Origin of the sequence: Streptomyces flaveolus (genome assembly GCF_044765825.1) — a bacterium.
Classification (GTDB): Bacteria; Actinomycetota; Actinomycetes; order Streptomycetales; family Streptomycetaceae; genus Streptomyces; species Streptomyces flaveolus.
Genome location: NZ_JBIWKU010000001.1, coordinates 77,037 through 99,463, shown reverse-complemented (window position 1 = coordinate 99,463; position 22,427 = coordinate 77,037). Strand labels below are relative to the sequence as shown.

The 22,427-nt window shown below is 70.0% G+C and carries 17 protein-coding genes and 1 tRNA gene; 8 read left to right on the top strand and 10 right to left on the bottom strand.

What is annotated here, in order from left to right; all coding sequences use genetic code 11:
* Positions 1-131 precede the first annotated feature (131 nt).
* Complete coding sequence (gene pyk / locus ACIRG6_RS00435) at positions 132-1,568, top strand: pyruvate kinase (protein ID WP_403320061.1); 1,437 nt, start codon at positions 132-134, stop codon at positions 1,566-1,568.
* A gap of 85 nt (positions 1,569-1,653) precedes the next feature.
* Here pyk and ACIRG6_RS00430 read toward each other — a convergent pair.
* Positions 1,654-1,728, bottom strand: a tRNA-Leu gene (locus tag ACIRG6_RS00430).
* A gap of 103 nt (positions 1,729-1,831) precedes the next feature.
* Between ACIRG6_RS00430 and ACIRG6_RS00425 the strand changes: the two genes are divergently transcribed.
* The 6 genes from ACIRG6_RS00425 to ACIRG6_RS00400 all read left to right on the top strand — a co-directional run bounded on the left by ACIRG6_RS00425 (position 1,832) and on the right by ACIRG6_RS00400 (position 8,970).
* A complete protein-coding gene (locus ACIRG6_RS00425; RefSeq protein ID WP_189228316.1) occupies positions 1,832-2,488 on the top strand; it encodes an ANTAR domain-containing response regulator in 657 nt (218 codons plus the stop codon).
* Between the two features lie 150 nt (positions 2,489-2,638).
* Positions 2,639-3,046 (top strand): hypothetical protein, encoded by a 408-nt coding sequence (locus tag ACIRG6_RS00420; RefSeq protein WP_364677889.1) that lies wholly within the window; start codon positions 2,639-2,641, stop codon positions 3,044-3,046.
* Positions 3,043-3,708, top strand: coding sequence for a hypothetical protein (locus tag ACIRG6_RS00415; protein ID WP_403320059.1), 666 nt, complete (start codon positions 3,043-3,045; stop codon positions 3,706-3,708). Before ACIRG6_RS00420 ends, ACIRG6_RS00415 begins: the two co-directional genes overlap by 4 nt.
* 2 nt (positions 3,709-3,710) lie before the next feature.
* Positions 3,711-8,435: a putative T7SS-secreted protein gene (locus ACIRG6_RS00410; RefSeq protein ID WP_403320057.1), complete on the top strand. Its 4,725-nt coding sequence runs from the start codon at positions 3,711-3,713 to the stop codon at positions 8,433-8,435.
* A 20-nt stretch (positions 8,436-8,455) separates the two neighbouring features.
* Positions 8,456-8,776, top strand: coding sequence for a hypothetical protein (locus ACIRG6_RS00405; RefSeq protein ID WP_364677895.1), 321 nt, complete (start codon positions 8,456-8,458; stop codon positions 8,774-8,776).
* Between the two features lie 23 nt (positions 8,777-8,799).
* Complete coding sequence (locus tag ACIRG6_RS00400) at positions 8,800-8,970, top strand: hypothetical protein (protein ID WP_364817998.1); 171 nt, start codon at positions 8,800-8,802, stop codon at positions 8,968-8,970.
* 137 nt (positions 8,971-9,107) lie between these two features.
* On the opposite strand, the gene ACIRG6_RS00395 is transcribed toward ACIRG6_RS00400, so the two are convergent.
* The 9 genes from ACIRG6_RS00395 to ACIRG6_RS00355 form a co-directional block, all read right to left on the bottom strand.
* On the bottom strand, positions 9,108-9,824 hold the full coding sequence (locus tag ACIRG6_RS00395; RefSeq protein ID WP_350721717.1) for an ABC transporter ATP-binding protein: 717 nt from the start codon (positions 9,822-9,824) through the stop codon (positions 9,108-9,110).
* A complete protein-coding gene (locus ACIRG6_RS00390; RefSeq protein ID WP_225634125.1) occupies positions 9,821-10,735 on the bottom strand; it encodes an ABC transporter ATP-binding protein in 915 nt (304 codons plus the stop codon). Before ACIRG6_RS00390 ends, ACIRG6_RS00395 begins: the two co-directional genes overlap by 4 nt.
* A 5-nt stretch (positions 10,736-10,740) precedes the next feature.
* Positions 10,741-12,567: a branched-chain amino acid ABC transporter permease gene (locus ACIRG6_RS00385; RefSeq protein ID WP_364817797.1), complete on the bottom strand. Its 1,827-nt coding sequence runs from the start codon at positions 12,565-12,567 to the stop codon at positions 10,741-10,743.
* Positions 12,568-12,572: 5 nt separating this feature from the next.
* Positions 12,573-13,505: a branched-chain amino acid ABC transporter permease gene (locus ACIRG6_RS00380; RefSeq protein ID WP_225634130.1), complete on the bottom strand. Its 933-nt coding sequence runs from the start codon at positions 13,503-13,505 to the stop codon at positions 12,573-12,575.
* Between the two features lie 118 nt (positions 13,506-13,623).
* Positions 13,624-14,865: a branched-chain amino acid ABC transporter substrate-binding protein gene (locus ACIRG6_RS00375; protein WP_364677902.1), complete on the bottom strand. Its 1,242-nt coding sequence runs from the start codon at positions 14,863-14,865 to the stop codon at positions 13,624-13,626.
* 287 nt (positions 14,866-15,152) lie between these two features.
* A complete protein-coding gene (locus ACIRG6_RS00370) occupies positions 15,153-15,773 on the bottom strand; it encodes a Tat pathway signal sequence domain protein (RefSeq protein WP_364677904.1) in 621 nt (206 codons plus the stop codon).
* Entirely contained in the window at positions 15,770-16,228 is a 459-nt protein-coding gene (locus ACIRG6_RS00365) for a hypothetical protein (protein WP_364677906.1), read from the bottom strand. Before ACIRG6_RS00365 ends, ACIRG6_RS00370 begins: the two co-directional genes overlap by 4 nt.
* A gap of 80 nt (positions 16,229-16,308) precedes the next feature.
* Entirely contained in the window at positions 16,309-16,797 is a 489-nt protein-coding gene (locus ACIRG6_RS00360) for a PaaI family thioesterase (RefSeq protein ID WP_318218134.1), read from the bottom strand.
* Positions 16,798-16,862: 65 nt separating this feature from the next.
* Positions 16,863-19,142, bottom strand: a complete 2,280-nt coding sequence (locus ACIRG6_RS00355) for an FdhF/YdeP family oxidoreductase (RefSeq protein WP_403320054.1) — start codon at positions 19,140-19,142, stop codon at positions 16,863-16,865.
* 316 nt (positions 19,143-19,458) lie between these two features.
* Between ACIRG6_RS00355 and polA the strand changes: the two genes are divergently transcribed.
* Positions 19,459-22,185: a DNA polymerase I gene (gene polA, locus ACIRG6_RS00350; RefSeq protein ID WP_364677909.1), complete on the top strand. Its 2,727-nt coding sequence runs from the start codon at positions 19,459-19,461 to the stop codon at positions 22,183-22,185.
* Positions 22,186-22,427 lie beyond the last annotated feature (242 nt).

Genomic DNA, 22,427 nt, shown 5'->3' with positions numbered 1-22,427 from the left:
AACCGGATTTCACGCTCATCCGAGCGAAGCGGCGCACAATTCAACAGTTGTCAATGACCCTTTACTCAGAGGTTGTTGAGTCGTCATGTGTGGCCAATTCGCTACCCGGCGGTAGGTCATAGGCTCGACCCATGCGCCGAGCAAAGATCGTCTGCACACTTGGGCCCGCCACCGACTCGTACGACCAGATCAAGAGCCTGGTCGACGCCGGAATGGACATCGCCCGCTTCAATTTCAGTCACGGCACCCACGCCGAGCACGAAGAGCGCTACCACCGGGTCCGAAAGGCCTCCGACGAGACCGGCCACAGCGTCGGCACCCTCGCCGACCTTCAGGGCCCGAAGATCAGGCTCGGCCACTTCACCGAAGGCCCCGTACTCCTTGAACGCGGCGACACCTTCACCATCACCGTCGAGGAGGGCGTCGACGGCGACCGCACCATCTGCGGCACCACCTACGCCGGCCTCGCCACCGACGTCACCCCGGGCGAACGCATCCTCGTCGACGACGGCAGGGTCTGCCTCGAAGTCACCGGCGTCGACGGCCCCCGCGTCCGCACCACGGTGATCGAGGGCGGCGTGGTCTCCGACCACAAGGGCCTCAACCTCCCCGGCGTCGCCGTCTCCGTCCCCGCCCTCTCCAAGAAGGACGAGGACGACCTGCGCTGGGCACTGCGCAGCGGCTTCGACGTCATCGCCCTGTCCTTCGTCCGCAGCGGGCGGGACGTCCTCGACGTCCACCGCATCATGGACGAGGAGGGCCGCCGCCTCCCCGTCATCGCCAAGGTCGAAAAGCCCCAGGCCGTCGAGAACATCGAGGACATCGTCGCGGCCTTCGACGGCATCATGGTCGCCCGGGGCGACCTCGGCGTCGAGATGCCCCTCGAACAGGTCCCGATCGTCCAGAAGCGCGCGATCAAGCTGGCGAAGCGCAACGCCAAGCCGGTCATCGTCGCCACCCAGATGCTCGACTCCATGATCGACAATGCCCGGCCGACCCGCGCCGAGGCCTCCGACGTGGCCAACGCGGTCATCGACGGCACGGACGCCGTGATGCTCTCCGGCGAGACCAGCGTCGGCAAGCACGCGACCGACACGGTGCGCACGATGGCCCGCATCGTCGAGGCGGCCGAGGAGGACATCCTCGCCAAGGGGCTGCCTCCGCTGACCGACCGCAACAAGCCCCGCACCCAGGGCGGTGCCGTCGCCCGCGCGGCGGCGGAGATCGGCGACTTCCTCGGCGCGAAGTACCTGGTCGCCTTCACCCAGTCGGGCGACACCGCCCGCCGCCTGTCCCGCTACCGCTCACCCATCCCGCTCCTCGCCTTCACCCCGGAACCGGCGACCCGCTCCCAGCTGAACCTCACCTGGGGCGTGGAGACCTTCCTGGGCCCGCACGTGGACTCCACGGACGCGATGGTCGACCAGGTGGACGAACTCCTGACGGAGTACGGCCGCTGCCGGAAGGGCGACGTGGTGATCATCACGGCCGGCTCCCCGCCGGGGGTCTCGGGCACGACGAACCTGGTCCGGGTCCATCGCATCGGCGAGGACGACGGGCCCCGGTAGGTCCTCGGCGGCGCGCAGCAAAAAAGCGGATGTTCACGAGAAGTGGACATCCGCTGCGAGATCAACCTTGCAAACCAAGGAAAAGTGCCCCGGGTCGGACTCGAACCGACACTGTATGGGTTTTGAATCCATTGCCTGCTGCCAATTGGGCTACCGGGGCTCGCAGAATCGAAGGTTTCCCCTGACCCTCCGCGCGTCCACCTTACCGCAGCTAGGTAGGCTCTTGTCAGCAGTACCGCCTGCCCCGAACAAGGAGCGCCCACGTGACCGCCCCCGAGTCGCCCCAGCCCGCTGACGTGCCCGAAGACGACAAGTCGCACGTGCCTCCGCTGACGACCCGTGTCGTCATCGCCGAGGACGAGGCGCTCATCCGGCTGGATCTCAAAGAGATGCTGGAGGAGGAGGGGTACTCCGTCGTCGGTGAGGCCGGTGACGGGGAGCAGGCCGTGGAGCTGGCCCGGGAGCACAAGCCCGACCTCGTGATCCTCGACGTGAAGATGCCAAAGCTGGACGGCATCTCCGCGGCCGAGAAGATCGCCGAGGAGAGCATCGCGCCGGTGCTGATGCTGACCGCGTTCTCGCAGCGCGACCTCGTGGAGCGGGCGCGGGACGCCGGGGCGATGGCGTACCTGGTGAAGCCGTTCAGCAAGAGTGACGTCGTCCCGGCGATCGAGATGGCCGTCTCGCGCTTCACGGAGCTGAAGGCGCTGGAGCAGGAGGTCGCGGACCTCTCGCAGCGCCTGGAGACGCGGAAGCTGGTGGACAGGGCGAAGTCGGTGCTGCAGACGCAGTACGGGCTGACCGAGCCGGCCGCGTTCCGGTGGATCCAGAAGACGTCGATGGACCGGCGGATGTCGATGCAGCAGGTGGCCGAGGCGGTCATCCAGGACGCCGAGGAGAAGAAGGCGTCCAAGGGCTGACGCCCGGTACCTCACGAGGCCCGTGTTCCCTGTGCGGCAGGGGGCGCGGGCCTCGTCGTGCGGTTCACACCGTCCCTGCACAGAACCGTCCGCCTCGCCCGTCGCGTCCTGTTCTAGGGTGCCGCCAGGCACCGGAACGGGGGAGGAGCTGTGGAGCAGGCAGGGACGGCGCTCGCCGGGCGTATCGCCGAGCGGCGGGCCGGGGTCGGGGATCCGCGGGCGCTGGTGGGCGAGATGCGGAGAGCGACGCTGCTGGTTCCGCTGGCCGACGGCGGTCTGTGGAGTGCGCGTTCGGGCGGGGTGCGGTGGGTCTGCGCCTTCACCGACGAGGCCGCGCTGGCGCGCTTCGCCCTGCTGCACGCGCCGGGCGGGCAGTCCGTGGACTGTGCCGCGCTGCTCGGTGCCCGCATCGTCGACGAGATCGTGCCGTCGCTGGGTGAGCCGGCGGGGCTCGCGGTGGACATCGCGACGGAGGACGGGTCGATGTTCTTCCCGCCGGTCGTCGGCATCGTGCCGGACCGGGCCGCCGTCGACGCGGGCGATGAGGTGCGGGCATGAGCGGGGACGGGCCGGACCTGCAGTTCGACAAGGCCGCGGTCGCGAAGTTCACCAAGGGGCTGGGCGGCACGATCGACCAGCTCGGTGAGATCGGTGACTCCACGGGCTCGGTGATGGGCAAAGGTTTCTCCGAGCTGGCGATGACCGGTATGGAGGCCGGGCACCACGGTCTGTCGACCGACTTCGAGGACTTCTGCGAGCGCTGGGAGTGGGGCGTGCGCGCCCTGGTCCACGACGCGAGCGAGATCGCCAACCGCCTGGGTCTGGCCGCGGGCACGCAGTGGGAGCACGACCAGTACGTCGAGGGCGCGCTGAAGGTCGGTGTGAACTCGGTGATGGGCGGCAATCCGCACGCGTCGGAGGAGGAGATCACCCAGCAGGGCTGGGGCGACGTGTTCACGCCGGACTGTCTGGATCCGGACTGGAGTGCGCAGTCGTTCGAGCAGGCGGGGCAGGACATCTCGCAGACGTGGAAGGACACCGGCCGCACCGTTCTGACCGAGGGGGAGGGCGGGCGCCGGGCGGACCTGCTCAACCAGGCGCTCGGGATCTCCGACGATCAGTTCGACCAGGCGTTGGACGACACGTTCGGTCCGTCGCCGCAGGAGCGCGCGCAACAGGCGCAGCAGCAGGCACAGCAGGGTGAGTCCGGGAGGAACTGAGCGTGGGTATCGGCGGTTTCCTCAGCGACATCACTCCGGACTCGGTGGAGAACGCGGTCGAGGACGGTGTCGAGTGGGTCGGCAACCGGGTCGAGGACGCCGGCAACTGGACGGCGGACCGGCTGGACGACGTCGGCTGGGAGTCCGGTGCTGACTGGGTGCGGGAGCAGTCCCGTTCGGTGGCGAACCGGATGGGTGCCGAGGTCGACGAGATGGATCTCGGGCAGACCGAGGACAAGACGAAGCTGGTGTACGGCAGTGCGTCGAAGATCCGGTCGACCGCTGAGCGGTTGCGGGGGTTCCAGTTGTCGTTCGACGGTGTGGGTGACGGTCTCAAGGGTCTGGACTCGTCCGAGCTGAAGGGCAAGGCGGCGGAGACGCTGCGGACGGTGGTGGGGTCCCAGCCGCCGAAGTGGTTCACCGGGACGGATGCCTGTGGGGAGGCGGCTGCCGCGCTGGAGGCGTTCGCCACGACGGTGACGTGGGCGCAGGGGCAGGCGCAGACGGCGATCGACAAGTGGAAGGAGGGCGTCAAGGCGTCGGAGGAGGCGGCGGACGCCCATCGCAAGAAGGTCGACGACTACAACAAGGCCGTCGACCGCTACAACGCGCAGGCTCCGGACAAGCGGGACCCGTCCACGTTGCCGCCGTGTCCGGCGCCGACGTTCGACGATCCGGGCAAGGCGCTGATGAAGGAGGCGCAGGATCTGCTGGCGGAGGCGCGCAAGCAGCGCAACACCGCTGCGGAGACCGCGCGCAGTGCGGTCCGTGCGGCTCGTGACAAGGCGCCGAAGAAGCCGTCGTACGCGGATCAGCTCGGTGACGGTCTGCAGGAGATGCAGATCATGGGTGACCATGTCGGTGGCGGGATCATCAAGGGCACCGCGGGGCTGCTGAACTTCGTCCGCAGTGTCAATCCGATGGATCCGTACAACCTGACGCATCCGGCGGAGTACGCGACGTCGCTGAACAGTCTGGCGGCGGGGCTGGTGGTGGCGGCCAACGACCCGGTCGGCACGGGCAAGCAGATGGTCAGCGACTTCATGAAGGACCCGGCGGAGGGGTTCGGGCGGCTGATCCCGGACCTGGCGCTGACCGTGGCCACGGGTGGTGGCGGCGCGGCGGTGAAGGGGGTGCGGGTCGCGGAGGAGGCGGCCGACGCGGCGCGGCTGCGGCGGCTGGTGGACGACGCGCCGGACGGCACGCACAACCGTCCCGACGGTGAGCGCGTCACGGACGGCACGGACCCGGTGGACCTCGCCTCGGGGCGGATGTTCCTGCCCCAGACGGATGTCGTGATCCCCGGCATCCTGCCGTTGACGTTCACCCGGCGTACGGAGTCGGGTCTCACCTCTGGCAGGTTTCTGGGCCCGTCGTGGTCCTCCACGGTCGATGAGCGCCTCGTCGTCGACCCGGTGGGGGTCCTCCACGTCACGGCCGACGGTCTGCTGGTCACGTATCCGCATCCGGTGCCCGGGGCCCCGACGCGCCCGGAGTCGGGCACGGCACGGACGCTGCTGTCGCGTGACGCCGACGGCGACTACACGGTCACCGAGCCGGACAGCGGCTTGGTGCGGCGCTTCGCCGCCCCGGTGGGAACGGAGCCGGGCGGTGACGGCACCTGCTGGCTGTCCCGCATCACCGAACGCAACGGCCACGCCGTCGACGTCGACCGGTCCGAGGACGGCCTGCCGCTGGCGCTGGTCCACTCGGCGGGGCACGAGGTGCGGGTGACGTGTGCCGAGGGCCGGGTGACCGCGCTGTCCCTGGCGGGGGCGGGCGAGGGCGGCGCGGACCTGTTGCTGATGCGCTACGGCTACGAGGACGGCAATCTCACGGCCGTCACCAAGCCGTCCGGTGCCACGACCACGTTCGTCTACGACGAACGCCGCCGCGTGACCGCCTGGATCGACTCCAACGGGAGCCGCTACGACTACGCGTACGACGACCGCGACCGTGTCGTCGCCGAGGGCGGCGAGGCCGGGCACGTCCAGATCACCCTGGCGTACACGGACCCGGACCCTCGGACCGGACACCGCACGACGACGCTGACCACGGCGGACGGCGCCGTCACGCGTCATCTGATCGGCCGCGGCTGTCGTGTCCTGGCCACCAGCGACCCGCTCGGTAGCACCACGCGGTTCACGTACGACGCTCGCGGCAATCTGTCGAGCCGCACCGACCCGCTGGGCCGCATCACCGCCTACACCTATGACGAGGACGGCCGTCTCACCGGGGTCACCCGGCCGGACGGCAGCCAGGTCCGGGGTTCGTACGGTCGGTTCGGGCTGCCGGTGGAGATCAACGAACCGGACGGTGCCCGCCGCACGCAGGAGTTCGACGGGCGCGGCAACCGGGTCTCGGTCACCGACCCGGCCGGCCGCACGACCCGTTACGCCTACGACGACGCCGGCCGTCCGACCTCCGTCACCGATGCCCTCGGCGCCACCACGGGGGTCCGCTGCGATGCCGCTGGTCTGCCGGTGGAGGTTACCGATCCGGCCGGCGGCACCACTCGCCTGGAACGGGACGCCCTCGGCAGAGTCGTGCGGATCACCGACCCGGCCGGCGGGGCCACCCGTTTCGTGTGGGACGCCGACGGCAATCTCGCCCGACGTGTCGATCCGGGCGGGGCCACGACGTCGTGGACGTACGACGGCGAAGGCAACTGCCTCACCCACACCGACCCGGTCGGAGGGGTGACCCGCTTCGAGTACACCCACTTCGACCTGCTCGCTGCCCGTACCTACCCGGACGGTGCCCGTTACGAGTTCGAGCACGATGCGGCTTTGCGTCTCACCAGGGTCACCGATCCGCACGGACTCCCTTGGAGCTACGTGTACGACGCGGCCGGGCGGCTCACGGCCGAGACCGACTTCGACGGCCGCACCATTCTCTACCGCCGGGACCGGGCAGGCCGGTTGACCGCACGGGAGGACTCTCTCGGCCACGTCGTCTCTCTCACACACGACTCGTTGGACCGGGTGATCCGCAAGGACGTCGCGGGGCAGGTGACCGAGTACGCCTACGACCTTGCAGGGCGTCTCGTCCACGCTTCCGGCCCGGACACCGAACTGGCACGCGGCTACGACCGCTGCGGCCGGCTCAAGACCGAAGTCGTCGACGGCCATGTGATCACGTACGCCTACGACGCGCTCGGCCGCCGGTCCCGGCGCGTGACCCCCACCGGGCATGTCACCACGTACGCCTACGACAAGGCCGGCCGCCCCGACCATCTGACCACCGGTGGCCACCACATCGCCTTCGCCCACGACGCCGCGGGCCGTGAGCTGTCCCGGGTCTTCGACGACGACATCTTCACCGTGCACTCCGCCTGGGACGAGTCGGGGCGGCTGGCCGCCCAGCACCTGACCGCCGGGGGCCGGACGCTCAACAGCCGGGCGTACACCTACCGCGCGGACGGGCACCTCGTCACGCTCGTCGACCAGCTCTCCGGCACCCGTGCATTCGCTCACGACCCGGTCGGCCGCGTCACCTCCGTGACCGCCGACGGCTGGAGCGAGCGGTACGCCTACGACACGAGCGGCAATCAGACGGAGGCGTCCTGGCCGGTCTCCCACCCGGGCCACGAGGCCACCGGTCGCCGGACGTACGAGGGCACCGCCCTCACTCGCGCCGGAAGCGTCCGCTACGAACACGACGCGCTCGGCCGCGTGATCCTGCGTCGGAGGACCCGTCTGTCTCGCAAGCCGGACACCTGGCGCTTCACGTGGGACATCGAAGGCCGCCTGACGTCCGTGGTCACCCCGGACGGAGCGCGGTGGCGGTACCGGTACGACCCGCTGGGTCGCCGTACCGCCAAGCAGCGCCTCGCCGCCGACGGTGAAACGGCTGTCGAGGAGGTTCTCTTCACCTGGGACGGCGCGGCACTGTGCGAACAGAGCACGGTGTCCCCGGACTTGCCCCGCCCAGTGGTCCTCACGTGGGACCACCGCGGCCTGGCGCCGCTGGCCCAGACCGAGCGCATCCTCACCGCGGACGTCCGGCAGGAAGAGATCGACCGCCGCTTCTTCGCCATCGCCGCCGACCTCGTCGGCACTCCCACCGAGTTGGTCGACGAGAACGGTGACATCGCCTGGCGCAGCCGGAGCACGCTGTGGGGCACCACAGCATGGTCCACTGCCGGGACCACCTACACCCCGCTACGGTTCCCCGGCCAGTACTACGACCCTGAGACCGGCCTCCACTACAACGTTTTCCGCCACTACGATCCCGAGACGGCCCGTTACCTCACCGCCGATCCGCTCGGTCTGGAGCCCGCTCCCAATCCGACGGCGTACGTGGTCAACCCCCACGTGTGGGCCGACCCACTGGGCCTGTCCCCCTATCCCTCCCGCGTCGAGGGGGGCGGCTGGGACGTGAGAGGTCGCAACCCGCTCGACATCGTCCCGGACGATGCCGAGATGCGGGTCCTCAAGCCGGACCCCAACGGCGGTGCGCAGAAGGGCGTCGAATACAAGTGGGACGATCCAGAGACGGGCAACAAGGTTCGTCTGCGGGTCCACGACAAGGACGGAACCGCTCCCGCCGGGTCCAACGCGGCGAACGGGGACATCTACCGTATCTCGATCGGCGGGAAGTACCAGGACGAGGCGGGAAACCTGTATCACCGTCAGGTCCACAACGCCAACAGTCCTCATTACAATCCGGACGCGGCCCATGCCACACACATTCCGTGGCCGGCGCAGTTTCCGCTTCCGTACTAGTGACGAACGGGTGTTTCACAATGAAGTCCCACGACTTCATCAGCGTGGCTCGGACGGTTTTGGGCGTCGACGCATCGGCGCGGGAACGCGCGGCCGACGAAGCGTCGGACCATGTGGGTTCGTACACGTCTGCTCAGGCTTCCGCTCTGGCGACCCTGCTGGCGGCGACCGCGGCCTCAGAGGGGGAGGAATCCGCCCTGGAAGCCGAGTTGCACGCGATCATCGAGCTCACCTCCACCGGCCATGTCCAGGTCGATCACCTCTCGCCTCTGCGTGAGATCGACGTCGACGACCTTCCTCCTCAGCTCCGCGACTACGTCACCGATCTTCTGGAGGGGTGAAGTGAAGGCTCGCCGAGGACTGGATGGGGCTGCCGCCGTGGGCCCGCAATCCGGCCTACCGTCTCGCCTGCCTCCAGCGTCCGGACGACCCGGAGCTGCTGCGCGAGGCCGCCGCCGACCTGCTGTGCTTCGGCCCCGACTGGGACGCGGAGGCGGAGGACCTCGAGCGACGCGCGGCGGAGCTGGAACAGTAGTCCTCCGGCACGTGGCTTACGCACGGTGCCCGGGCCTGGTCACCATGCGGTGTTCGACGAGGTGACGCCACGGCACCGACGCGCGAGGGCTGCCACCGGAGTGCGGTGGCGGCCCTCGCGTGCCGGGTGCCGTCGGCTCAGTCCTCGCCGAGGTACGCCTTGCGGACCGACTCGTCGTGGAGGAGGTCCTGGCCGGTGCCGGACAGGACGATGTTGCCGACCTCCATGACGTGGCCGTGGTCGGCCAGCGACAGGGCGGCCTGGGCGTTCTGCTCGACCAGCAGGATGGTGGTGCCCTGCGACTTCAGCTCGGCGATCGTCGACATGATCTTCTGCATCATGATCGGGGAGAGGCCCATGGAGGGCTCGTCCAGCATGAGCAGCTTGGGCTGGGACATCAGGGCGCGTCCCATGGCGAGCATCTGCTGCTCACCGCCGGACAGCGTGCCCGCGGCCTGCTTGCGGCGTTCGCCGAGGATCGGGAAGAGGTCGTAGGCGCGCTGGATGTCCTTCTCGATGCCCGGCTTGTCGTCGCGGAGGAAGGCGCCGAGGCGGAGGTTGTCCTCGATCGTCATGCGGGGGAAGATGTGCCGGCCCTCGGGGGAGTGGGCGAGCCCCAAGGAGACGATCTGGTGGGCGGGGACCTTCTTGAGCGACTTGCCGCCGAACTTGATCTGGCCGCCGACCGGCTTGAGGAGCCCCGACAGGGTGCGCAGGGTGGTGGTCTTGCCGGCACCGTTGGTGCCGATGAGGGTGACCACCTCACCTGCGTCGACCTTGAACGAGATGCCCTTGACGGCCTCGATCTTGCCGTAGGCGACGCGGAGGTCCTCGACCTCGAGCAGTGCGGTCATCGGTCGTTCTCCTTGCCGGCCGAGGTGTCCGTGGTGGTGTCGGCCTGCGCGGCCTCGGCGGCCTCGACCTCGGCGGCTTCCGCCGCGCCGGGGTCGTTCTCGAGGGGTTCGCCGAGGTAGGCGGCGACGACGCGTTCGTCGCCCTGGACGGTGGCGCTGTCGCCCTCGACGAGTTTCTCGCCCTGGACGAGGACGGCGACGCGGTCGCAGAGGTTGAAGATGAAGCGCATGTCGTGCTCGATGACGAGGACGGCGATGCCCTTGTCGCGGATGGCGAAGACGAGTTCCTCGGTGGCCCGGGTCTCCTGGGGGTTCATGCCGGCCGTGGGCTCGTCCAGGAGCAGCAGGCCCGGTTCGCTGGCGAGGGCGCGGGCGATCTCCAGCTTGCGCTGCTCGCCGTAGGGGAGGTTGCGCGAGAGGTGCTCGGCCTTGTCGGCGAGGCCCACGAACTCCAGGAGTTCCATGGCGCGTTCGCGGGAGGCCGCCTCCGCCTTGTGGAAGCCGGGGCCGCGCAGGACGGCCGACCAGAAGCCTTCCTTGGTGCGGGTGTGGCGGCCGACGAGGACGTTCTCCAGAACCGTCATGTTGGCGAACAGCCGGATGTTCTGGAAGGTGCGGGCGATGCCCGCGGCCGTGACCTTGAAGGACTTGGGGGGCAGGACCTTGTCCTTGTAGCGGACCTCGCCCTCGGTCGGGATGTACAGACCGGTCAGGCAGTTGAAGAAGGTGGTCTTGCCGGCGCCGTTGGGGCCGATGAGGCCGACGATCTCCCCGCTGTTGACGGTGAGGTCGACGCCGCGCACGGCGGTGAGTCCGCCGAAGCGCATGGTGACGCCGCGTGCGTCGAGGACGGGGGTGCCGGGGGCGGGGGCGCCCGCGGTGGTGTCCTTGGTGGTGGTGTCGGTGGTCATGGTGGTCAGGCCCCTGTCTTGCTCAGGACTGCGGGCGCGTCGGCCTCTTCGTGGAACTCCAGCTGGCGGCGCCGGTTGGGGATGAGGCCCTCGGGGCGGAAGCGCATCAGCAGCACGAGTGCGAGTCCGAAGGCGAGGAGCTGGTAGTCGCCGAGGAACTGGAGCTTGTTGGGGATCAGGAAGAGCAGTGCGGCACCGATGAGCGGACCGGCGATGGTGCCCATGCCGCCGAGGACGACCGCGGCGAGCAGGAAGGCGGAGTTGGGCGGGGTGGTACCGGCGAAGAGGTACTGCTCGGGGGTGACGGTGTAGGTGACGTGCGCCTGCACGGTGCCCGCGAGACCGGCGAGGGTGGCGCCGACGGCGAACGCGATGAGCTTGACGCGGAAGCCGTTGATGCCCATGGCGAGCGCGGCGGTCTCGTCCTCGCGGATGGCGACCCAGGCCCGGCCGATGCGGGAGTCGCCGCTGCGCCGGAAGACGAGGACGACGACGGCCGTGATGATCAGCATCAGGAAGAAGTAGTTGGCGAACCGGCCGATGGTGAAGCCGGCGATGTCGTGCGGGATCCCGAGGTCGAAGCCGAGGATCTTGAGGTCGGGGATGGACGAGATGCCGTTGGAGCCGTTGGTGACGTCCGGTCCCGAGGTGCCGTCGAGGTTGTTGGCGGCGATGCGGAAGATCTCACCGAAGCCGAGGGTGACGATGGCGAGGTAGTCGCCGCGCAGCCGCAGGGTGGGCGCGCCGATCAGGACACCGAAGACCAGGGAGGCGGCGGCGCCGACGAGCACCGCTGCCCAGAAGGGGAAGTGCACGCCGAAGGGCGAGCTGGGGGAGCCGGAGACCATGGAGGCCGCGTAGGCGCCGACGCCGAGGAAGGCGACGTAACCGAGGTCGAGCAGGCCGGCGAGGCCGACGACGATGTTCAGACCGAGGGCGACCGTGGCGAAGATGAGGATGTAGACGCCGAGGGTGGCGTACTGGTCGTCGGTCTGGGTGAAGGGGAAGCAGGCCGCCGCCACGAAGGCGCCGCAGACGGTGATGTTCTGGTGCCGGGCGGTGATCTGTGTGACCCGGCCGATCAGTCCCGACTTGTTGAGGGCCGCGAAACCGAGACCGGTCATGATCAGGAAGCCGACGAAGAGTTCGTCGTACTCGGTGCCGATGCCGTAGGTGAAGACGAGCAGGGCGACCGCGAGGACGGCGACGATGATGAGGATCTCGGCGTAGGAGGGCAGCGCGCGCGCGGGGCGCGGGGTGCCGGACGCGAAGGCGGCCCTGACGGTCTGCCAGTTCTGGCCGGCGGTGTGCTTGAACTGCTCCCAGCCGGTGTCGTCGGGGTCGGCCGGGTCCGGTTCGGGACGCTCGAACGGCAGGGCCAGCGAGCCGAGCAGGGCGATCAGGGTGGCGGCCGCCACGACGTAGCCGCCGGGCTCCAGGTTCACCACGCCGCCGAGCTGGAAGCTCATCGCGACGACCGTGTACCAGGCGGTGGCGAAGGTGGCGAGTGCGGCGAGCTTGACGGCCGCGTCGGCACCCGCGGGCGCGAGCCAGCCCAGCCCCCTGACGCCGTACGAGGCGAGGCCGAGGAGGGTGGTGAGGGCACCGCCGATCAGCACCAGGACCTGCAGGCCGCCCGGGTAGCCGTAGACGGTGAGGTCGCCGGGGAACTCGGCGGTCCAGGTCCAGGCGAGGAACGTGGACAGAACGCTGAGGACGCCGCCGCCGGTGGCAAGGGCACGTCCGATGTGCGCGGGTATCCCGATGAGGCCGGTGGGGGCACCCGTGGTGGGGGTGTCCGCGGTCTTCGAAGCGGTGGTCTGTGTGGTCATCGGTGTCACGCCCTGTCCGCAACGCGTTCGCCGAGCAGGCCCTGTGGCCTGAACAGCAGCACGAGGATGAGGAGGATGAACGCCCAGACGTCGGCCCAGGACTGGCTGCCGAACTTGTCCAGGCCGGGGATGTCGGCGATGTAGGCGGTGGCCAGGGTCTCGGCGACGCCGAGGACGACGCCGCCGATCATGGCGCCGTAGATGTTGCCGATGCCGCCCAGCACCGCCGCGGTGAAGGCCTTCAGGCCGAGGATGAAGCCCATCTTGAAGTCGATCTGGCCGTACTTGAGGCCGTTGGCGACGGCTCCGACGGCGGCGAAGACGGCGCCGAGCGCGAAGGCGACCACGATGATGCGGTCCGTGTTGATGCCCATCAGCTTGGCCGTGTCCGGGTCCTGCGCGGTCGCCTGCATGCCCCGTCCGGTGCGGGTGCGCATCACGAAGAAGGCGAGGATGGCCATGCTGACCGGAGCGGCGACGAGCAGGAAGATGTCACCGGTCTGGATGGTGGCGCTGCCGATGTGGAACGGGCCGCCTTCGATCTGCGGGAAGGCGAGCTTCGACTTGGCGTTCGGGTACAGCGCCCACACCGCCTGCTGAAGGGCGAGCGAGAGGCCGATGGCGGTGATGAGCGGCGCGAGACGGGGAGCGCCGCGCAGCGGGCGGTAGGCGAACCGTTCCGCCCCGATCGCGACGGCGACGGAGACCACCACGGCACCGAGCAGCATCAGAGGCAGGGCGACCCACATGGTGGTGCCGTCGGGCAGGATGTACAGGTGGACCGTGAGGGCGCCGAAGGCGCCGACCATGAAGATCTCACCGTGCGCGAAGTTGATGAGCTGGACAATGCCGTAGACCATTGTGTAGCCGATGGCGACCAGCCCGTACATGGATCCCAGTAGCAGGCCGTTGACCAGCTGCTGCGGCAGTTCGTTCACCGCATGTCCTCCGAGACTTTCGGATGTTCGACGGATGTGGCCCGGATGCGAGTCCGCGCGGGGCGCCTGTGGAACAGCGCCCCGCGCGGCTCGTGGGCAGTGGTGTGGTGCGGGTGGGTCAGCCGGTGTAGGTGCCGGACTTCACGGCCTTCCACGCACCGTTCTCGACGGCGTACACGGTGAGCTGCTTGTTGGTGGCGTCACCGAACTCGTCGAAGGAGACCTTGCCGGTCACACCGTCGAAGGAGACGTTCTGCATGGCGTCCACGACCTTGGCGCGGGCGTCGGAGGGGAGCTTTCCGCCGTTGTCGGCGACGACCTTCTTGACGGCCTCGATGATCGCCCAGGCGGAGTCGTAGGAGTAGCCGCCGTACGCCTCGTAGGCGTCCTTGTAACCCTCGGCCTTGTAGTTGGCGACGAACTCCTTGGCGGAGGGCAGTTCCTCGACCGGTGCGCCGACGGAGGTCGCGAGGTCGCCGGTGCCGCTGGCGCCGGAGAGCTTGATGAAGTCGGCGCTGTAGATGCCGTCACCGCCGACCAGCGGAATCTTGGCGCCCGCTTCCTTGATCTGCTTGCTGAGCGGGCCGGCCTGCGGGTACTCGCCGCCGTAGTAGACGACGTCGGCGCCGGAGTTCTTGACCTTGGTGGCGACCGCGTTGAAGTCCTTGCTGTCCGGGTTGATGTGCTCGGTGCCGACCACCTGGCCGCCGAGCCTCTTGAACTCCTCGGTGAAGGTACCGGCGAGGCCGGCGCCGTAGGTCTTCTTGTCGTCGATGACGAAGACCTTCTTCTTCTTGGAGTCGTTGTAGACGTACTGCGCGGCGAACGGGCCCTGGACGGCGTCCGTGGTCGCGGTGCGGAAGTACGACTTGTAGGCCCGGACCTTCTTGTTCTGCCAGTCCACGCCCTGGGTGAGGGACGGGTTGGTGTTGGCCGGGGAGACCTCGACCAGCTTGGCCGTGTCGAAGACCTTCTGCATCGACTCGCCGACGGAGGAGTTCAGCGGGCCGACGACGCCGAGGACGTCCTTGTCGGCGACGAACTTGGTGGCGTTCTGCTGGCCCACCGAGGGCTGGCCCTGGTCGTCGAGGGCCTCGACCTTGAAGGTGACGCCTTCGACGGTCTTCTGCTTGTTGGCGGTCTTCGCCGCGAGGTCCACCGAGTTCTTGATGCCGAGGCCGAGCGCGGACAGGTCGCCGGTCAGCGGGGCGTCGACACCGATGACGACGGTGGTGCCGCCACCGCTGCCGCCGTTCCCGGAGTCGGAGCCGCCGTCGTCGTCGCGCGAACCGCAGGCGGTGAGGGTGAGCGCTCCCGCCGCCAGAGCGGCGGTGATGGCGATGAGCGAACGTTGACGCACGATCAGTCCTTTCCCTGGCGCAGCCGTTTCCCCGTGGAGACGGCCGAGTCGAGCGCTGGGCCGAAGTGACAATCCGACGGCGCGGTGACTGGCCGTGACTCTAAGCGTGTGTGGGGAACGTGGAGGAGGGTCTGACTCATGCTGTGACGCTCTTGTTATGACACGCGGTAATGCAGAGCGGTACTGGCTGGGAAGAACGGCGGAATTCAGGCCGATTTGCTCCGTCCACATGGTGAGAACCCGCAGGACCGACGGGGAGCGTTCAGGCGTGTAAGGCGTTTTGGTGATTACCGGGAATCGTTGCCACAGGCGACCTGCAGGGCCTCGGAGAGGTGCCGCGCATAGCGCGTCCCGAGGATGAAACTGTGATCCTCTATTGCGCGCGTATTACGCAGCGTTACATCCAGGAAAGGGAGTCCGGGGTTCCGTGGTGCTTTTTCGCATTCCGTCACCCGCAGAGTGACGATGATCTTGCGGGCGGAATGCGACTTTGTCTGGAAAGGTGCCGCGGGGGTCGAGGTCGCCGAAAGCCCGGCGTAGGGCTGGGTCACCCGCGTCACCGTGACGGGCGGTCCGGACCGCACGCTCAGCAGCACCGCGAAGCTGAAGCCGCTGGTCGGAGCGTTGCCGGGACCGGCCACCGGGTCCAGATAGACGAGGTCGACCGCCTGGGAGGGGAAGGGCGGGGGCGGTGGCGGGGGAGCCGGCCGCTCCTGCGGTCGGCCGGCGTACAGATAGCCGCCGCCCGCCAGGACGACGAGGGCCGTGACCACCGCGTGGACCGCCCGGCGGTGACGGGTGCAGCCGCGGCCGAGACGCCCGCGCGGCCGGGCGGGGCGGCGGGGGCGCTGCGGGGCCTCCCGCGCGTGCGTACCCTCGCCCGGCTCGACGGGCCCGGTGCCGCTCACCGCCACGGACCCTTGCCCGCGCCGCCGTCGCCGTGGTGCTCGGCGCACCGGGCGCGCGTCCGACGGTCGATCAACTCGTCGGCGGCGCGGTCGCCCTGCTCCCGACGCACGGGCCGCGCGGCGTCCACGACCTCCCGCAGGATGTCGTACTGCCGGTTCGACAGGCCCATCGACTGGTAGTCGCCGTAGGTGCCACCGTCCAGCACCTCGCGCGACCAGTGGGCGACGACGCGCACGCACAACTCGGCGCCCGACGCGGGCGACGGCGACGGCCGCGAGGAGCCGGTGTCCCCGGAGCCCATTCCGGTGCCGGTGGTGACCGTGGCCGAACGTGGGCCGCCGGTCCCGGAGTTGCCGCATGCGGTCGCCAGGGCGGCCGTCAGCAGCGCCAGTGAGAGCGCGCGCCGGATCCCGCTCGTGGCGGCCGCCGGCCGAGGGACTCCTCCCCGTTCCATGACCCGACGCTAAGGCGCCGGGCCCACGGGGGCAATGACGCTGCCGGCACCGCTGAGGACACCGCTGCCGGCGGGCGCGCTCAGCCCGCCGCGCCCGCCCGGGCGGCGTCGCCGGGAGTCACCTCGCGCAGCAGGCAGGTCAGACGGGCGGTGCACACCCGCCGCTCCTGCTCGTCACTGATCACGATCTCGTAGGTCGCCGTCGTCCGGCCGCGGTGCACCGGCGTGGCCACGCCGGTCACCAGGCCGGAGCGGACCCCGCGGTGGTGGGTGCAGTTCAGGTCGACACCGACAGCGATCTTGGAGCTGCCGCCGTGCAGCATCGAGCCCACCGACCCCAGCGTCTCGGCCAGCACCGCGGAGGCACCGCCGTGCAGCAGCCCGTACGGCTGGGTGTTGCCCTCCACCGGCATGGTGCCCACGACCCGCTCGGGCGCCGCCTCCAGGACCTGGACACCCATCCGCGCCCCCAGGTGGCCCGCGGAGAACAGCGCGGGAAGATCGACGCCCATCGCGGCGTACTCGTCGATGATCTCCTGCGGGAACTGCACCTGCTGCTGCTCGCCCATGGGCCTGGCTCCGTTCATTGCGATCCGTCGGTCCGACGCGCCTGTCGGCTCGACTGAGCGAACGCTCAGTCGGTCGCCGATTGTTCCAGACGGACGACGACCGACTTGCTGGCCGGGGTGTTGCTGGTGTCCGCCGTGGCGTCCAGCGGCACCAGGACGTTCGTCTCCGGGTAGTAGGCGGCGGCGCAGCCCCGGGCCGTCGGGTAGTGCACGACGCGGAAACCGGGTGCCCGGCGCTCGACGCCGTCCGACCACTCGCCGACCAGGTCGACGTAGGAGCCGTCCCGGACGCTCAGCTTCTCGGCGTCCTCCGGATTCACGAGGACCACCCGGCGGCCGTTCCTGATGCCGCGGTAGCGGTCGTCCAGGCCGTAGATCGTGGTGTTGTACTGGTCGTGCGAGCGCAGCGTCTGCAGCAGCAGCCGGCCCTCGGGCAGCTCGGGGTACTCGACGGGTGCGGCGGTGAAGTTGGCCTTGCCGGTGGCCGTCGGGAAGCGGCGCTCGTCGCGCGGCGCGTGGGGAAGGGCGAAGCCGCCCGGGTCCGCCACGCGCGCGTTGAAGTCTTCGAACCCGGGGATCACACGGGCGATGCGGTCGCGGATCGTCGCGTAGTCCTTCTCGAACTCCTCCCACGGCACCTTGCTGTCCTCGCCGAGCACCCGGCGCGCCAGCCGGCACACGATGGCCGGCTCGGACAGCAGGTGCCGGCTCGCGGGCTCGAGCCGCCCCCGTGAGGCGTGCACCATGCCCATCGAGTCCTCGACGGTGACGAACTGCTCGCCGCCGCCCTGGAGATCGCGCTCGGTACGGCCCAGCGTCGGCAGGATCAGGGCCCGCGCGCCCGTGACGGCGTGCGAGCGGTTCAGCTTCGTCGAGACGTGCACGGTGAGGCGGGCGCGGCGCATCGCCGCCTCGGTGACCTCCGTGTCGGGGGACGCGGAGACGAAGTTGCCGCCCATCGCGAAGAAGACCTTCGCCTCGCCGTCGCGCAGCGCGCGGATGGCCCGTACGACGTCGAAGCCGTGCTCGCGGGGCGGAGCGAAGCCGAACTCCTTCTCCAGGGCGTCCAGGAACGCGGGCGCGGGGCGTTCGAAGATGCCCATCGTGCGGTCGCCCTGCACGTTGGAGTGGCCGCGCACCGGGCAGACGCCCGCGCCCGGACGGCCGATGTTGCCGCGCAGGAGGAGGAAGTTCACGACCTCGCGGATGGTGGGCACCGAGTGCTTGTGCTGGGTCAGGCCCATCGCCCAGCACACGATGGTGCGCTTCGAGGCGAGGACCAGGCGCAGCGTCTCCTCGATCTCCGCGCGGGACAGACCGGTCGCCGCGAGCGTCTCCTCCCAGTCGGCGGCACGCGCGGCCTCGGCGAACTCCTCGAAGCCGTGCGTGTGTTCCCGGACGAACGCCTCGTCGACCGCGCCCTCGGTCTCGAGGATCAGCTTGTTCAGGAGCCGGAACAGGGCCTGGTCGCCACCGAGGCGGATCTGCAGGAACAGGTCGGTGAGCGCGGCGCCGGTGGTGAGCCCCTTCGGCGTCTGCGGGTTCTTGAAGCGCTCCAGGCCGGCCTCGGGCAGCGGGTTGACGCTGATGATCTTCGCGCCGTTCGCCTTGGCCTTCTCCAGTGCGGAGAGCATGCGCGGGTGGTTGGTGCCCGGGTTCTGGCCGGCCACGATGATCAGGTCGGACTTGTAGAGGTCCTCCAGCAGGACGCTGCCCTTGCCGATGCCGATGGTCTCGGACAGGGCCGAGCCGGACGACTCGTGGCACATGTTGGAGCAGTCCGGCAGGTTGTTGGTGCCCAGCTCGCGCGCGAAGAGCTGGTAGAGGAACGCCGCCTCGTTGCTGGTGCGCCCCGAGGTGTAGAAGACCGCCTCGTCGGGCGAGTCCAGGGCGGTGATCTCCTCCGCGACGATGTCGAAGGCGCGCTCCCAGGTGACCGGCTCGTAGTGCTCGCCGCCCTCCGGGAGGTACACGGGATGCGTGAGCCGCCCCTGCTGGCCCAGCCAGTAGCCGCTGCGGGTCGCGAGGTCGGCCACCGAGTGCGCGGCGAAGAACTCCGGGGTGACCCGGCGCAGGGTGGCCTCCTCGGCCACGGCCTTCGCGCCGTTCTCGCAGAACTCCGCCTTGTGCCGGTGGTCCGGCTCCGGCCAGGCGCAGCCCGGGCAGTCGAAGCCGTCCTTCTGGTTCACGCTCAGCAGCGTCAGCGCGGTCCGCCGCACGCCCATCTGCCGCTGCGCGATGCGCAGGGTGTGGCCGATCGCCGGAATGCCCGCCGCCGCATGCTGGGGCTCGGTGACCTCCGGAGCGTCCTGAACCGGATCACCCTTGGGCGGCTTCGTGGCCATCGCGCGCTCCTTCGCCTGCACGTGTGAGGTACGTCTTCGATCCTCGCATGACCCTGTGACAGCGACGGAGGCCGGACGGTCCGGAGCCCGGAAGCCGTGGTTGCGGCGACGGAGGAACACCGGTCCCGCGGCGCCGGACGCGAGCGACGCCCTGAAGGGGGCTGTGTGCGACGTGCGGCTCCGCCGCGCGGGCGCGACCGGCCACGACGTACCCGCGGGGACAAGCGGCTCCGCACCCGCGGCCGGGAAGGCTCCGCACCCGTGCCACCGGCGCCGGCGGGACCGACTGTCAGCGGCACGTGGCAGGATCGGGGACGTGGCAGATACAGCATCGAAGAAGACCGAGACCCCCACCGGCGGCGGCCGGCCGCGCCTGATGCTCATGGACGGGCACTCGCTGGCGTACCGCGCGTTCTTCGCGCTGCCCGCGGAGAACTTCACGACCGCGACGGGCCAGCCGACCAACGCGATCTACGGTTTCGCGTCGATGCTGGCCAACACGCTGCGTGACGAGGCGCCCACGCACTTCGCGGTGGCGTTCGACGTCTCCCGCAAGACGTGGCGCTCCGAGGAGTTCACGGAGTACAAGGCGAACCGCTCCAAGACGCCGGACGAGTTCAAGGGCCAGGTCGAGCTGATCGGCGAGCTGCTCGACGCGATGCACGTGACCCGCTTCGCCGTCGAGGGCTTCGAGGCGGACGACGTCATCGCCACACTCGCCACGCAGGCCGAGGCCGAGGGCTTCGAGGTGCTGATCGTCACCGGAGACCGGGACTCGTTCCAGCTGGTCAGCGAGCACACCACGGTGCTGTATCCGACCAAGGGCGTCTCCGAGCTCACCCGGTTCACCCCGGAGAAGGTCGTCGAGAAGTACGGACTGACGCCCGCCCAGTACCCCGACTTCGCCGCCCTGCGCGGCGACCCGTCGGACAACCTGCCGGGCATCCCGGGCGTCGGCGAGAAGACGGCCGCGAAGTGGATCAACCAGTTCGGGTCCTTCGCGGAGCTGGTCGAGCGCGTCGACGAGGTCAAGGGCAAGGCCGGGCAGAATCTGCGCGACCACCTGGAGTCCGTGAAGCTCAACCGCCGGCTCACCGAGCTGGAGCGGCAGGTCGAGCTGCCCAAGGCGGTCACCGACCTGGAGCGGCCGGCGTACGACCGCAAGGGCGTCGCGATGATCCTGGACACCCTGGAGATCCGCAACCCCTCGCTGCGCGAGCGCCTGTTCGCCGTCGATCCGGGAGCCGAGGAGGCCGAGGCGACGCCGGTCGTGGCGGACGGCGTGGAGCTGGACGGCACGGTGCTGGGCACGGGCGAGGTGGCCGGCTGGCTCGCCGAGCACGGCAGCCGGCCTCTCGGTGTCGCCACGGTCGACACCTGGGCGCTGGGCACCGGCTCGGTGGCCGAGGTGGCGCTCGCCGCTTCCGACGGGAAGGCCGCCTGGTTCGACCCGACGGAGATCGACGAGGCCGACGAGGCGGCGTTCACGGCCTGGCTCTCCGACCCGGACCGGCCGAAGGTCTTCCACAACGCCAAGGGCGCCATGCGCGTCTTCGCCGAGCACGGCTGGAGCGTCGCCGGCGTGGACATGGACACCGCGCTCGCCGCCTACCTGGTCAAGCCGGGCCGGCGCTCCTTCGACCTGGACGCGCTGTCCCTGGAGTACCTGCACCGCGAGCTGGCCCCCGCCGCCGCGGCCGACGGGCAGCTGGCCTTCGGCGCGGACGACGCCGCCGAGGCCGAGGCGCTCATGGTGCAGGCCCGCGCGATCCTGGATCTGGGCGAGACCTTCGAGGGCCGCCTGGCGGAGGTCGGCGCCGCGGACCTGCTGCGCGACATGGAACTGCCCACGTCCGCCCTGCTGGCCCGCATGGAGCGGCACGGTATCGCGGCCGACCGGGAGCACCTGCAGGCCATGGAGCAGATGTTCGCGGGGGCGGTCCAGCAGGCCGTGAAGGAGGCCCACGCGGCGGCCGGACGCGAGTTCAACCTGGGTTCGCCCAAGCAGCTCCAGGAAGTCCTCTTCGGTGAGCTGAACCTGCCCAAGACGAAGAAGACCAAGACCGGCTACACGACGGACGCCGACGCCCTGGCGTGGCTGGCGACGCAGACGGACAACGAACTGCCGGTGATCATGCTCCGGCACCGCGAGCAGGCCAAGCTGCGCGTCACCGTCGAGGGGCTGATCAAGACGATCGCCGCCGACGGCCGCATCCACACCACGTTCAACCAGACGGTCGCCGCGACCGGCCGCCTCTCCTCGACCGACCCGAACCTGCAGAACATCCCGGTCCGCACCGACGAGGGCCGGGCGATCCGCCGCGGCTTCGTCGTCGGCGAGGGCTTCGAGTCCCTGATGACGGCGGACTACAGCCAGATCGAGCTGCGCGTGATGGCCCACCTGTCCGAGGACGCGGGCCTGATCGAGGCGTTCACCTCCGGCGAGGACCTGCACACCACGGCCGCCGCGCAGGTGTTCTCCGTCGAGCAGTCCGCGGTGGACGCGGAGATGCGCCGCAAGATCAAGGCCATGTCCTACGGCCTGGCGTACGGCCTGTCGGCCTTCGGTCTCTCCCAGCAGCTGAACATCGAGGCGGCCGAGGCCCGGGGTCTGATGGACGCCTACTTCGAGCGGTTCGGCGGAGTCCGGGACTATCTGCGCCGGGTCGTCGACGAGGCCAGGGCCACCGGCTACACGGCGACGCTCTTCGGTCGCCGCCGCTACCTGCCCGACCTCAACAGCGACAACCGCCAGCGCCGCGAGGCGGCCGAGCGGATGGCCCTGAACGCCCCGATCCAGGGCACGGCGGCCGACATCGTCAAGATCGCCATGCTCAACGTGGACAAGGCGCTGCGCGAGGCCGGCCTGGCTTCCCGCATGCTGCTCCAGGTCCACGACGAAATCGTCCTGGAGATCGCCCCCGGCGAGCGGGCGGCCGCGGAGGAACTGGTCCGCCGCGAGATGGCGAACGCCGTCGACCTCAGGGTCCCCCTGGGCGTCTCGGTGGGCTCGGGCCCGGACTGGGAATCGGCAGCGCACTAGCCTCCGGCGGTGGCGCCGCGGGGGCCGGGGAGCGGGCCGACGTCTGCCCTCCCCGGCTCTTGCGGTGCCCGGCCCTCGGGGGGTGAGCGACGTAGGGGACCGTCCGCGTCCGCCCAAGAGCCACCCCCACCGGCCGCCGGTACCGGTAGGCGCTGTCCCGCCCGATACCCGGCCCGCGCACGCCCCCGTACCCGCGGGCCCCGCACCTCCAGGGCCCGCGCCCGCCCCCGCCCAGGCGGGGA